The sequence below is a fragment of the Prosthecobacter fusiformis genome, from assembly GCF_004364345.1.
Classification (GTDB): domain Bacteria; phylum Verrucomicrobiota; class Verrucomicrobiia; order Verrucomicrobiales; family Verrucomicrobiaceae; genus Prosthecobacter; species Prosthecobacter fusiformis.
In genome coordinates this window covers 193,479-206,771 of the sequence record NZ_SOCA01000004.1, presented here as the reverse complement: position 1 = coordinate 206,771, position 13,293 = coordinate 193,479, and the positions used below count along the sequence as shown (strand labels likewise).

At 54.6% G+C, this 13,293-nt stretch carries 14 protein-coding genes; 13 read left to right on the top strand and 1 reads right to left on the bottom strand.

Features of this window, described 5'->3' with window-relative positions; genetic code table 11:
* The first annotated feature begins 20 nt into the window (after nt 1-20).
* Together EI77_RS13535 and EI77_RS13530 are read left to right on the top strand one after the other, a co-directional pair.
* Nucleotides 21-488 (top strand): type III secretion system chaperone, encoded by a 468-nt coding sequence (locus EI77_RS13535; RefSeq protein ID WP_166647245.1) that lies wholly within the window; start codon nt 21-23, stop codon nt 486-488.
* 24 nt (nt 489-512) lie between these two features.
* Complete coding sequence (locus EI77_RS13530) at nt 513-2,363, top strand: anthrax toxin-like adenylyl cyclase domain-containing protein (RefSeq protein WP_133795817.1); 1,851 nt, start codon at nt 513-515, stop codon at nt 2,361-2,363.
* A gap of 6 nt (nt 2,364-2,369) precedes the next feature.
* On the opposite strand, the gene EI77_RS13525 is transcribed toward EI77_RS13530, so the two are convergent.
* Entirely contained in the window at nt 2,370-2,840 is a 471-nt protein-coding gene (locus EI77_RS13525) for a hypothetical protein (RefSeq protein ID WP_166647244.1), read from the bottom strand.
* Nucleotides 2,841-2,967: 127 nt separating this feature from the next.
* Here EI77_RS13525 and EI77_RS13520 point away from each other — a divergent pair, with 127 nt between their 5' ends.
* From EI77_RS13520 to sctY, 11 genes are all read left to right on the top strand, one after another.
* Nucleotides 2,968-6,135, top strand: a complete 3,168-nt coding sequence (locus EI77_RS13520; protein WP_133795815.1) for a hypothetical protein — start codon at nt 2,968-2,970, stop codon at nt 6,133-6,135.
* A gap of 12 nt (nt 6,136-6,147) precedes the next feature.
* Nucleotides 6,148-6,468: a hypothetical protein gene (locus EI77_RS13515; RefSeq protein ID WP_133795814.1), complete on the top strand. Its 321-nt coding sequence runs from the start codon at nt 6,148-6,150 to the stop codon at nt 6,466-6,468.
* 18 nt (nt 6,469-6,486) lie between these two features.
* The gene (locus tag EI77_RS13510; RefSeq protein ID WP_133795813.1) at nt 6,487-7,782 is read left to right on the top strand and encodes a hypothetical protein; all 1,296 of its coding nucleotides are present in this window, start codon (nt 6,487-6,489) and stop codon (nt 7,780-7,782) included.
* A gap of 30 nt (nt 7,783-7,812) precedes the next feature.
* Complete coding sequence (locus EI77_RS13505) at nt 7,813-8,343, top strand: SycD/LcrH family type III secretion system chaperone (RefSeq protein WP_133795812.1); 531 nt, start codon at nt 7,813-7,815, stop codon at nt 8,341-8,343.
* Nucleotides 8,340-9,755, top strand: a complete 1,416-nt coding sequence (gene sctE, locus EI77_RS13500; protein ID WP_133795811.1) for a type III secretion system translocon subunit SseC family protein — start codon at nt 8,340-8,342, stop codon at nt 9,753-9,755. Before EI77_RS13505 ends, sctE begins: the two co-directional genes overlap by 4 nt.
* A 39-nt stretch (nt 9,756-9,794) precedes the next feature.
* A complete protein-coding gene (locus EI77_RS13495) occupies nt 9,795-10,805 on the top strand; it encodes a hypothetical protein (RefSeq protein WP_133795810.1) in 1,011 nt (336 codons plus the stop codon).
* A 124-nt stretch (nt 10,806-10,929) separates the two neighbouring features.
* Nucleotides 10,930-11,832: a type III secretion system gatekeeper subunit SctW gene (sctW, locus tag EI77_RS13490; protein ID WP_133795809.1), complete on the top strand. Its 903-nt coding sequence runs from the start codon at nt 10,930-10,932 to the stop codon at nt 11,830-11,832.
* Nucleotides 11,822-12,094, top strand: coding sequence for a TyeA family type III secretion system gatekeeper subunit (locus tag EI77_RS13485; protein WP_133795808.1), 273 nt, complete (start codon nt 11,822-11,824; stop codon nt 12,092-12,094). The genes sctW and EI77_RS13485 overlap by 11 nt, the downstream gene beginning before the upstream one ends.
* Nucleotides 12,091-12,483 (top strand): type III secretion system chaperone family protein, encoded by a 393-nt coding sequence (locus tag EI77_RS13480; protein ID WP_341806060.1) that lies wholly within the window; start codon nt 12,091-12,093, stop codon nt 12,481-12,483. The genes EI77_RS13485 and EI77_RS13480 overlap by 4 nt, the downstream gene beginning before the upstream one ends.
* Entirely contained in the window at nt 12,480-12,878 is a 399-nt protein-coding gene (gene sctX / locus EI77_RS13475) for a type III secretion apparatus assembly protein SctX (protein ID WP_133795806.1), read from the top strand. The genes EI77_RS13480 and sctX overlap by 4 nt, the downstream gene beginning before the upstream one ends.
* 4 nt (nt 12,879-12,882) lie before the next feature.
* Complete coding sequence (gene sctY, locus EI77_RS13470) at nt 12,883-13,281, top strand: type III secretion apparatus assembly chaperone SctY (RefSeq protein ID WP_133795805.1); 399 nt, start codon at nt 12,883-12,885, stop codon at nt 13,279-13,281.
* Nucleotides 13,282-13,293: the final 12 nt, after the last annotated feature.

The following is a 13,293-nucleotide window of genomic DNA, read 5'->3' as shown; positions in this document are numbered from 1 at the left end:
ATCACTCATTCACTCCGCTTATGGCTACTTTCAGTGCTCGCGATGCTATTGCCCACCTGTTAACTCACCTAGGCCTGACCAATGTGCCAACCGAGCCCGATGGCTCTTGTGGCCTCTTGTTTGATCAGGACACCCATGTGACTTTGGAGCCCGACATCGAGCGTACTGACCTCTTGCACTTGCACGCGCTGGTGGGTTCCGTACCTGCCGAAAATCGCAAAGCCTTGTTTGTGCATCTGCTGCGAGGGAACTACCTGGGCCGGGCAACCGGTGGGGCGGTGCTGTCTCTGGATGCGACGGAGACCAGCATTTTATTGCACACTTCTCTGGTCACTGAACACGCGAATCTGGAGTCGTTATCGGAGCTTCTAGCGACTTTGGTGCAGAGCGCCAAGCTCTGGCAGCAGCGCCTTGCCGCAACTGAAGCCAACAAGCCTAGAAGCGATACCCCCATCGACCTTTCCTTGTCCTCCATGCTGCGCGTCTAACCGTTCCACGCCCCTCTCCCAAAGATGAATCTCCAGGCACTCCAAGGCAGGCTCGCCGTCGCGAACCAAACCCTGCAAAACATCGGTCATAACATCGCCACCACTTTGAAAGGCATGGTGGTCAGTGCAGGTCAGGCGCTCAAGCAACTCGGCAACATCATTGCGCAACCTTTTGTCGCGCTGCACAAGGCGCTGACCGCACGCCAGGTCGAACCTCAAGATCCACCCGAACGCCGCAGCGGGGTGGACCAGCACCAGAATCGTGGCAGGACCAACACGCTGGATAGCATTTTGGAGGGCCTGTCAGAGATTGATCTGGAATTCAACAATGGATTTGAAGAGGAGGACCTGGGGGTACCGCCACAGCCCCGGGACACCCTGGAGTTCAACGATTTTTCCACAATGGGCGGACAGTTCACTGAACATTCGATTTCCCTTGAGGACATCTCACAAGCTCCGCCGCAAAGCATGATCATCGATGACATCGGCCCTCGTCCGCAGCAAGTCACGGTAGAGAGCACAGGGCCGCAGCGGGCAACGTTGGCCCCCGTCTCATCGTCTTTCTCCGGGCATCTCGACAAGCTGAAGTCAGACGGTATGATCACGGGTGCACAGGCGATCAAGGATTCCGGCCTCGTCGGCTCGCATGTGGAAAAGTTTACGCAAGTGGCCAAGGACACAAACACCATCCTGATGTTCCGCCCGGTGAATCAGATGAGCACGGGCCTGCTTGAGGAGGGCACTGCCGCAAAGGGGCTCAATGTGCATGGCAAGTCTTCAGACTGGGGACCCATGGCCGGCTACATCGCACGGGATCAGAACCTGAGCAAAAAACACGACGACTCCAAAGCGATCACCAAAGGCATTGAGGACAACCAACACTCCCTTGAGCATGACGGGGATCGGGTCGGCTCCTCACAACTGACTTTGAGTAACAACCGTTTGAATTACCTGACCGAGAACAAGCTCATCATCCCTTGCAATGACATGGGCGAGCCATTGTCAAAGAGCCCCGAAGACGGTCCACGCTACTTTCTCAACGGTGGCAAAAATGAAAACTACCTGTTCAAGCTGGAGCCAGATCAAGGGGGCTTCAAAGTCTCCTACAAGAATCTGGAGGGGAAGCAGCCTGTGGTGGGAGAGACCGTGAAAGAATGGAAGGAACTGGAGGTCATGGGGGGCAAGACCAAAAAAGAAGATGCCCCGATCCCACTGACTGCCGACTACGACATGTTCGCCATGCTGCCAAAAATGGGCGATGGAAAACTTGCAGGCAAGGCTTTGGATCGAGATCCCGTGCTCGCCCAATTGATGAAGGAACGTAGCGATTTGAAAGAGAAGCTCAAGACGGCCACCGGGGATTCTGTCACGGAACTCAAAGATCAACTGAAGTCCAAAAGCCGCGAGATCATCCGAACCACCGTCAACAACGGACGAAGCAAACTGCTCGGCCAGGAGGACCGGCAGAAAGTGGACCCCGAGCTCGGACGCCTGACCAAATGGCAGGGGGAAATTCGCACCAAACTCAACGACTCCGTGCAAGGTGAGAATGGCTACACGGGCGGCGACTTGGTCAAGCACGGCACCGAGCAGGACAATACGCAGTTCTCCGAGAAAGACGAAAAAGTCTTCGTCATCATGCCCAATGGCGACACCTTCATGACCCAGAGCTGGGAGCAAACTCAAGCCTTCATGTGGTCGGCAAAACAAGATGACTTTTTGACTTACACAAACCGGTCATACAAGCAGTCTGGCGAGACGCCCACACAGACAACCTTTTATCCAGGTCAAGATCCGAAGGATAAATTCAGCGGCACGCGATTGGATTTCGATATGAAACAAGCAGCGGTCAATCTCGGCTTGACGACCAATTGACCTTTCTCAGCTTCTCCTTTCACGCACACCGGCCAGAGCCTCAAGCGCCCCAGCCACCGATCCACTCACCCATTCAATGCCCTGGTCATCCGTGAAGTAGTGGCCACTCAAGTGCTTCACATAAAACGGCTTCATCCGAGCTGTCTCCAGGCTGTCCGCAGGCCGTCCTTCGATGGCGTTGATACGGCCCGTGACATGAGTGATGCCTGAATCACTGCGGTGAAGGAGGCGAAGGAAACGTATCAGACGGGCAAAGGGACTGCCCAGCCCGGCACGGCCTTGTTCACGCTCGAACATGATGATGTGCAACACTTCGGGTTCATCTTTTTGGACAACATAAACGATGGAAGTTCCGTGCTGGGTGTGCTGCCAACCCATGGGCGGGCAGCCAAAAATGCCCCCCGGCTGATAAATCTCCGGCGGGGTGCCTTGCGCCTCCAGCCACTGGGTGAAGCGATCTTTAAAAAGGCGGGCCATGATGAAGGTGTGATTCCTCATCCCATTCGCCTGCGTTGGCAACTTTCTTGTAATCCAGCGCCGCTTTTCGCGGACTCACTCTTGAGCCCTTTTGATCCAGTTTGAAAAACGGGGCTGTCCTGACGCCATGGAAATACTAAAGATTGATCAACTCAGTGTCGCTGCCCGTGCAGGTGCATTGGATGGCTCATTGGCCTACTCCAGCATTTATACTCAGCACCAGGATCTGATCACTCAGTCCGCTCTCAGTGGTCTTCGGGGGCTCGAGCAAACTTTATCGGAGACGGGAGTTTATGGGCAGGCTGTCCAGAGTTTGAAGGAAGCATCTCAGAAGATTGAGGAAGCCAACATTGAAGCATTGAAGGATCCTTTTGGTCCCGCTTCCGGAGGACTTCAATCGCAGCACACCACGGCGGTGGTGAATGGCATGAGAACGCAGAGCTGGCCGTATCGCACAACAGCACAGAACATTCAATCCACTGCCCAAAATGCTGTGAACGGCACGGGAGCTTCCAATCCTGAGCGGGGTTATGCGAACAGTGTGAAACATGCCGCTGATGAACTGGAGCTGGCCACGGCTTATCTGGTGAATCAGGCCGATCCTAACGCAGCTCGATATCATGCTACCAATGCGCTGAATAACGCGACAGCTGCCCGGGACAATGCCAGTACGCTCCTCGGTCAGCTTGCGGGGATGACTCCATTTCCAACGAGTCGCTACAACGCCACCAATGAAGTTCGCAGAGAGGCACAGAAGGTGATCGACCATGCGGACAGCGTCCTGAATTTTGTCACTACCTCTCCGATTGTACAAATTCGCAGCCAGACGCCGACGACCCATGATTTAGGCGGAGGCTACTCTCTTTCCACCTGGGGCAATTCAGGTTACTGGACTATGGCGGATGCCTCGGGTGAGGGCATCCTGGTGCATCCCAATGGCAGTGTGGACAATCTCAAGGGAGGGGCGGGCTGGAAATTCGATCACACATCCACGTTTGTATTGCCGAATCAGACGAAGATCACGGTCAACCCAGGTTCGCCTGGGGATTTGCTTATCAGTCGCGGAGTTCATGCCTTCACCATTGGTAATGTCAATGGCAATGCCTGGCCGAATGTGAGCTCTTACTCTGAGCTCAATGGACGTAATGCGGACCGCAGCAGCAACGATGGATACATCCTCGAATCAGATGGAAATGCGGGCCGATGGAGGAACAACGGCAACTTTCTGGGTGATGCCGGCGGGCGCGAAATCATTGCGACCTCCCCCATCAGCAATGAGCTGCGACTTGACCCGACGGATGTGGCCATATCGTCCGACTTCCAGGCTTTCATCACCGAGATGGGCATCTCGGACTACGACTACGATGGCGATGGTAAGCTCAACAACATTGAGCTGATGGATGTAGCGATTCAAACCGAAAGCTACATCCGGCAGATTCAAGATGCTTATGAACAAGCTCTGGCCAGGATCGCTGCCGCTAACCAAGCCCTCAATGAACTCAATGAAATCATCGAACTGCTGCGCAAGCAGGCCGATAAGAGCGCTGAAGAGCGTGGGGTAGAAAGTGCCTCCGCCAAAGCCGAGCTTCAGGCCATTGAGCGACGCCTGGTTTCCGCTCTGCAATTGTTGCAAGGGAATGCGCTCATTGATCCGCAACAAGGGAACATTGAAGCGAGCGCGACCAATGTCTTGGAACAGCTCAACACCCTCACACAGAGCGGTGGCCTAGTGCCGACCTTGCCCCAAATCCCGCCAACACTTCTTCCTGGCACCGCTGAAATATCTACGAGCAGCACCCCAGGACAGTCAGCTAACACTCCCATTAACGATCCTCTGGGCGATAGTCTGCGCCGGGCAGGGCGTCTGCTTTCCGGCATTCTCGGGGGAGGAAACTTGAACATTCTTGAGCTGCCCCCAAAACCACAGGAGCCAACTGTTAACAGCCCAACTGCCATGGGCAATGAAGGGCCAAATTCAGCCCTGCCAGGCACTGCTGCAAATTCCAGTGAGTCGGAAAACAGCACACCAATGGGGATATCCAAAAACCTCCCCTCCCCCCAGGCTCAGCCTGAAGAAACGAGCCAAGATTCGATTCAAGCTGGCCCGGCACCAGTCAACGGAGGTGCACAAGACTTGGCCGACATTTCCCTGACTCCGCCCATTACCGCAGAGTCTGCTGCTGCGCCAACAGGCAATGCTTTGGCGGAATTGCTCACTCAATTGTCGTCACTCGATAACTCCACGCCAACGATGGTGAACCCACAAAACCTATCACTAGGGCTGGAGGCACTGTTGACTACGCTGGCACAGCTAGGTGTCGTTTCTCTCTCGGATCAAAGGGATCTCGCAAATCTGGCGCCTGTGACATCCTCACCTCAAACAACAGCGAGTTCACTGCTAGAATTTTTGAGAGATTTGGAGCAGCTTGGAGCCACTCTTGCGCAAGCCGATGGCGCGAAAGAAGGACCGCTCACCTTTCCACAGCAGCCCACTCAAACTCCGTCTAACACCACCCCGCCCCTGCCGGGTTCAGCGCAACAGTTGCTGGAAGTGTTGACAGGGAAATCAGCCTCTACACTTCCACAGCTATCGAACGTGTTGCAGCAAGTGGCGGACATGTTATCCGGAAAAGCTCAATACAGCTCTGCGGATACCAACACTGGTCAGGGCAGCGTATCGGGGACATTGAGCGACCTCTCACGCACCTCGGAGCAAGTAATGCTGGTGCTTCAAGGGTTAGCAGCACTGGGCTCTGCGGGCGTAGGGCAAAGCACGGGCCAATCCGGTTCTGAGGCTCCGTCCGCCCCCGAGATGCGTCTCGGTTTACAGAACCTTCTCTCGGCACTCAGCACCTATGGCCTTGTGGGTAACAACAGTCCGACATCATCCAGCACGAGTGCGGGAACAGGCGTTGTTTTCCAAAGTAGTGATTCACAAGCGCTCGGCACCATCACAGGCAATTTCCAGACTGATCCTGAACTGATGAAGATCATTGAGGAAAATCTGAGTAAGGCGCTGCAAACACAGCAGCGGCAGCTCAGTCAGGCCAGCACGCTATTCACCCAATCCCAGGAGATCGTGCAGAAGTTTGTCTCGCTCATTGAGACCGATGATCTCGTGCGAGAAGTGGTGAAGAGCGATGATCTCTCCGATGAGCAGCAAGCGATCTTTGATGATCGCATGAAGGATCTCCGCAAAGACTGGGGCACGGAGTGGGGCAGCACCGAAGACAACACACCCGCCAGCCAGAGCAACCTCGTCTCCCGCGCGGTTCAGTCCGGCATGATGGTGTAAGCCCCTCCAAACATGAGTGAAGCCCCCCCAGAACTGAGCGAGACCGAACGCATCCAAGCGCATCTAACGCAGGTGGATATACTGCTAGCGCAAGGTAAGGCAGCCATTGAACGCATGGACAGATTTTATCGCGAGCATGACTTGGTGCTCGGAGTTGGAGAGCAGGTGCTGTTCAGCGAGCAAGTGCCGGAAAGGCACCGCATCATCTTTGCCAAAATCATCGCAGAACTCAGTCAGATCGACCAACGCATCGATGAGCTGGATCCCTTTAAAAGCAAACCGGCACCTGTCGCTGTAAGCACCCGCGCAATCGGCAATCGCTACCGAATTTAGTTTTCACTCCCCAAGACCATGGCAGAAATCAATTTTAAAACCGATACCTTGGCCTCACTTTATTATGGGGCCAACGCCACCGAACAGCTCCATCTTAATTACTTCCGCGAAAACGGTACTGAAGCCATCCAGAATGACATCATTGCTCTGGATCAGCGAATCGCCAATTTTCAAAACGCCATTACGGATGGTGCAAAGGTCGGCAACGAAGATTTCCCTTATGATGCAGACTTTTTGAAACGGGAGTTCATGGAAGAAGTTCTCGCACTGATGCTGAAGAGCGAAAACTATCGCAACCCCGGCGTGAGCTACAACGCAGACGGACAATATCTCCTTAACGGGTCAGTGGTAAATAATTTCAGTGACCTGACGCCGGATCAGCAAAAAAGCTTGCTCAAAAGTGGGCCCAATGAAGGAGGTCACACAGTTTATGACATGTATTCGTCGTGGATCGACGCCGTGTTCGCCGAGGGAAACAAGATGAAAAATAATCCCGGTGAATCGGTCAACGTCGTCACCTCCATCTCAGAACGCACGCTGCCAACGGCCAACAGCCCCGACGTTGTCTATGATCGAGTGGCGACTCAGAAAACGGGCCAAGTCGATGCGAATGGCAATCCCATTTTCCGTTACTTTCTCATCGCCAAAGGCGCTCCCATTTCAGATATCAACAAGCTCACCGTTGCCGGAACGCTCAATGGTCAAGCCGTTGATTCCACGGTTGCCACGACGGGGAATGGAAACACCAACTCGATTTACATCGAGGTCGATCAGAATCTTCAACCTCTGGTCAACAACGCCTACGGCTTTGAGTACAACACCGTCAACTTGTCTCCGAGTATGTACCTTTACTACTTCATTGAGGCACGCATTCGGATTTTACGGGGGCAGCTCAATATGAAAGAAGCGGTCACCTCCGAAATACGCGATGACCTGGCTAAGGCCAATTCTGCCTATGCCGATCTGGAAGCCCAGGCAGGCAAGACACGCGCCCAATCAGCCGATGGCAAAACGGTGAATCCCGACCTGAGCTATGAAACACAGAACATGGATTTCTTTGAAGCCACCAACGCGACGAAGGGAGACATGCTCTACGAGAACAACGGCAACGACGACCGGCAAAACTACTCCGAGTGGGGCAGCAGCCGTAGCAGCCTCAAGGCCTACATCGACCGCAAATCCACGCAATCTCAGGACGCGATGCTGGACTACCAGACCACACTGAACCGCTTCAACCAAGCTTATGAAGTGTTGAGCAAGATTCAGGAAAAAATGGATGGCCTCGTGAAGAGCCAAATCCGCAACGTGGCCTGATATTAATCATAAACGCACTCTCCTCCCACCATGACCATGCCCAACGAAACCGTCAAAGCCGCAGCAGGCGGCCTGCCTTTTGATTCCCCCGAAGACTGGAAAAACTTCTTCGAAAAGTTCGGTGCCAATGGCCGCACTTACCAAGACTTCACCAACCTCACACCACAGAGCATGGAGGTCATTTACATGGTGGGTTACAATCAATACAACGCGGGCAAATATGATGAAGCCGAGCGGATTTTCCAACTGCTGAGCGTGCTCAATCACTTCGAACGTCGCTACTGGACCGGCCTCGCCGCCAGCCGTGAATTGCAGAAGAAGTACGACTTGGCCATCAAAGCCTATGGTTACCTGGCCATGCTGGACATGGAAGACCCTCTGCCACCGCTGATGATGGCCAAGTGCTTCCTTGCCGCAGGCAAGGTCGCCGATGCCGAAGGGGCCCTCCACGCCTGTGTTTTTGTGTCCGGAAAAAAGCCGCAGCATGCAGCGATCGTGGAGCAGGCGGAAAACCTTCTCGAACTACTCTCTAAAAACGAAAACGCTGGAGTCAGGCCATGAACATCACTAACAATCCATCCACAGTCGCCGGCTTCGACCCAGGCTCTCTTCATACCACGCTGAAGGAAGTCAAGAAGACCGCCACCGAGTCCCTCACCAAAGCGCTGACCCTGCTGACCACGGTCGATTCGACCGGGATGCTGCCACCCAAAGATGGCGTGATGCAACTGTCCGCACCGAAGGTAAACTTAAGCGCCGCCGATTTAACCCTCCGCATCGGCCTGCTACAAGATGCGCTGAATGAGTTGATGACTGCCGTCTCTAAGAACGAAATCGAAGGTCGCCTAAACGAACTGAACCGCGAGAACCGTGAGCAGCTCGACAAGATGAAGGACCAGATGAAGAACATCGAGAAGGAAGCCGAGAAGAAGCGCGAGGCTGACAAGAAAGTGAATATCTTCCAAGCGATCGCCAACTTCTTCAAAGCGATCTTTGACATCATCTCCGCCGTCTTTACCGCGATTGCGGCCATCGGTTATGCACTTACCGGAAACGTTGCTGCAGCAGCAGGTTTATTTGCGGCAACTGCGGCACTCATGGCCTCAGCCGTGATCAACTTGGTCATGGCGATAGATTCCGTCGTCAAGGCCGCCGGTGGTGGTGGTTTTCTCAGCGACAAGGCCATTCAAGGTATGAACAAGGCCACAGAAATCCTGGGCTATGTCGCCATGGGCGCAGCGATGGTCGGTGGTATTGGAGCGATGGTCAGTGGCATCCGGCAAGGTGCCACCATGGCCGCAGGCAAGCTGGCCGAGAAAGGCATCCAATTGTCCACCAAAGAGATCATGCAGCAGTTGCCAAAGGTGGGCGGAGAACTGTTCCAAGAAATTGCCAGCAAAGGCACACAGAAACTTGCCATGGAACTGACGAAGGAGGGCATCGAAGAAGCAGGCAAGCAGGCCCTCAAAGAAGGAACCGAGCAGCTCATCAAGCGGCTGCCCTCTGAAACGGCATTGGAGTTTGCTGCAGCCGCCGCAAAAGCGGCCGCCAAAGACGGTGCCTCTGCGGGTGTCAAAGAAGCTGCCAAGAATGCAGCCCTGGAAGCCGCCGGTGCAATCATGAAGGAATCGCTGTTTCAGGCCTTGCGGCCCTTGTTGGATCTCGCTGCGCGGCAGGCCATCACCAGCGCCATCATTCAAGGCTCCACCCAAATCACACAGGGCGTGGCGGGAGTTATTGTAGCGGACATCCGTGAGGACGCAGCAGAGGCCAGGCGCAAAGCGGATGAGGCCGAAGCACAGGCCAAGGCCATCCAGGCCATGATCGAATTGTTGCGAAAGACGATTGAGCAACTTCAGGAGGATCTTCAAAACATGCTGGAGTCCTCCATGGAAACAATCTCTTCCATATTCAATGCGGCTGACGAAACAGCCAGTTCGATGAAGGACCTGATGCGCTTCCAAGCCGCTTGATCAGCACTGTTCCATGAACCTCAACTTTCTGCCAGACTTATGAACGTCTCCTTCAGCATTTCCACGCCGACCATCACACCTTCACAGGTGACTGACACCAACCAGACACAGCAAACGAGTCAGACAAACAAAACGCTGACTGTCAGCATTACCTCAGGCACAGAGAATACCCAAGGCACATCCTCCCCCGCCATCACGCTGAGTTTCCCTCTGATTGGGCCGGAAGATATCGCACTGAATGAAGTCATGCAGCAGCTCAAAAACCTGGATTTGAATGCGCTGAAAGGTATGACCACTACGGCTGCCGTGCTGCTGCTCAATCAGCAGGTGGGAGAACTCGCAGCGAGCATGATCAAGGGCGGCAAGTCATTCGTTCAGGAAAATGCGGTGGCGCTGACCCACATGTTCACAGGCATTGAGGAGCAAGCGAAGAAGGCGGAGACGCAGCTCTTCGATATGATCAACAGCAGCACCTACCCGGACTTTGCCGAGTTCCTTGGAAAGATGCTCATTGCTGCCCAGGAACTGCGTCAACTCGCCGGTGAAGCAAAACATCACCTGGTGATGGCTCAATACGACAACGTGCTGGACCAAGCAAAGCAGATGCAGATCGCGGCGGAGAAGAACTACGCTTCAACCATGAAGGAAATTGAGGCTGCGCGCGCAGAGGCCATCGGCAGCATCATCTCCGGGGCGCTGTCCATTGCCAGCACCATAGGGGGTGGCGCCTACGGCGCGAAGTCTGGGGCTGGCCTCATGGGTGCCCAACTGGGCAGCGGAGTGGGCCAGGCTTTCGGCCAGATCGTCTCCGGCGGTGCAGGTCTCGCCTCCGCCAAGATGAAGGAGGATGCTGCGGTGTTAAAACTCGAAGCCGATCTTGCAGGCGTGACCCAAAAGAAATTTGAAGCGACGCAGAAACTTTTGCAGGAGGCCGAATCCATCACGGAGGAGCTGGCCAACATCGCCAAGACACTCTCTGATATGGTGCTCAAACTCTATCAAGATTTTCTTTCCAATCAGCATCAGATCCTTCAGAGGGCCAACATTTGAAGTCTCTCATGAAATAACATCAGAGCATGTAATCCGCCAGCAAGGAAAGGTTAAGCACATCAGTGATGATCGTGTTTTGGGATGCTACGCAACATCAGTATTTTAAGAGCCAGGAGGTGACACCATGAGTGCCATCGGCCCGGATGTGCGTGCGCTTGTGAGTTCTTTCTCAAGCAAAGAAGGATTGGCAGACAGCCTTGCCCAGGCGCAGCGCCAGGAAGGCAACTTCAAAGGCCAAACAGTCACTCAACAAGATGCCTCAACCGCGCTGGCTAATGCCGCTGAAGAGATGACCTTTGCCGCCTCAGAGAAGGTGGAGAAGAAACTCTCCGAGCGTAAGGCCGGCACCAAAGAATCCTTGCGCCTGAGTGCCACCGAGCTGGCGGATAAATACGTCAACATGATGGGCGATTCGCAGACACCCCGCAAGTTGCATGAGTTTCTTGACGCACTAAAGCAAAAGGGGGAAAAGGCCAGCGAGCAGGATATCCGCGACATGCTGAAGCGCGAGTTTAGCGATGTCTCCGAGCAGTATGCAGCCATTGCCTTTGCTGAAGAAGCGCTGAAGAACGAAGGCGGGCATGACGCTCTGCTAGGCAAGGTCAGCTCAGTGAAGGAGACGCTACTCAAGGAGGCCGGACCCGCTATTCGAGCAGGCATTAACATCGCTACCGATGTACTCAGCTTTTCCAAGCAGGGTCTCGAACAACTGGAAAAATTGAGGGACCTCTACCGCTACGCGGTGCTTGGTCGCCCGACCGTTTCAGACATGTATCAAGCCATCATGGGGCGCTATGGTGAGAGTCGTTTTACTCAGGCCCTGGACTTTTTGATTCAAGCGGCAGGCAGTGACTTGGATGCTCACGGGATGGGACCTTCCATTGAATCTGCTCATCTCGAAACTGCGGTGAATAACATCAACTACGTTCAGCAGATGGGGAACCTCTACCGTGTGCTGGCCGATCTGGTGGACAAAGTGCGCCCCTCTACAACCGCCCCATCCTTTTCCTTCACGCATGGCCAATGAATACACAGCCCATGACCTCATGCGTGAGTTGCTGGAGATGACCACGCAGCGCTGGATCGACCCCACTACCTTCCTTCAAATCACCAACAAACTCGGCATCAAATCTTCGGAGATGCGCATCTACTTTCTCACTCAACTCCGCGAACAAGTGCGGCAGATTCCCTTGAAGCTATATTCCGCCACCGACACGCGAGAAAAAATGCTCGATGCCCTTCAGCAGGCCATGGATACGGAAATCTCACGTGAGGAGGTGAGTGCGTGACCCTCATATCCGACACATTGGCAGAGTTTGGACGCTCGATTGGAATGAGTGACTTAGCTCTACGTGAGGATGGCACCTTGGTCCTTGACATGGAGAGACTGGGCGCGCTTGCTTTTGAGTTGATCGGTGAGAGCCGCGAGTGTGTCTCCCTAAGTCTGATGAGGCGCATCGAGCCTCCCGATGCAGCAGCCTGTGCCCGTCTGCTGGAGCTTTGCCACTATCGCAACCCAGCACCATTCCCGACGCGGGCAGGCCTAGCTCGTGAGGGGGAGCTGTTTTTTGCGGTCCGCATGGATTCCTACGAGTTGACCCTGCCAAACGTGCACCAAGCGCTCGATTGGCTCACCAGTCTGCAAGATCAAAGCAGCACATTTACCCGGCCCAGATGATGCAGCTCCTCCCAGAAGCCTTTCAGCCGCGCATCGGCCTGGCCTCCATCGAAATGGGGGACGAGTCTCCGGCACCGCTGCTCCCGGATGACTCGCATCTTCAGCCGATCAATGCAGCGGTGGAGCAACAGTTAGAGGCGATGCTGGAGGCAGAGACCTTTGAAAAAGTGGTACTGGATGCCTTGCGTCCGCGAGTGCGGGATCAGGGCGTTTTACATCCGAGTGTGTTTCATCCTTTGCGGGATGAGGTCATGCAGGCACTGCGCATGGAATCCGATGCGCAGACAGACCCGACGGTGATTCAAGAGTTGCACGCAGCGATTCACCTGCTCGACCACCTCGGGGCAGTTCATGACTTGGGAGAACAGTATCGCTACGCCCTACTGAAGGGCTGACATCATGAATACCGCTCCCGATATCACCGCCAGCCACTCTTCTGAAAAGGAAGAGTCCATGCGCGTCTTTTTAGCTTTAACTATGCGTCAGCGCGACTGGATGATGACCATGTCGTATCTGCATTTGGAGCAGCGCAAGCCCGATCAAGCCCGCGTGCTACTGCGCCTCGTTTATCGTGCGTTCCCAGAGGACGCTGAGGTCCAACGCTGCCTGGCTCTTGCGGAGTTACTGGCTGGATCACCCGCCACCGCTGCACGTGTGGCGACGCGCGCTTTTAAACAATGCGAAGCCCCTCTGCGTGTGCCGGTGGGTTTGATTTTTGCCAAAGCCCTCTGGCAGCAGGGCCAGGAAGAAGCGGCGCGGGACTTCCTGGCCGGCCTCCTTAACCACGAAAGACACTGATCTGCCCCCCTC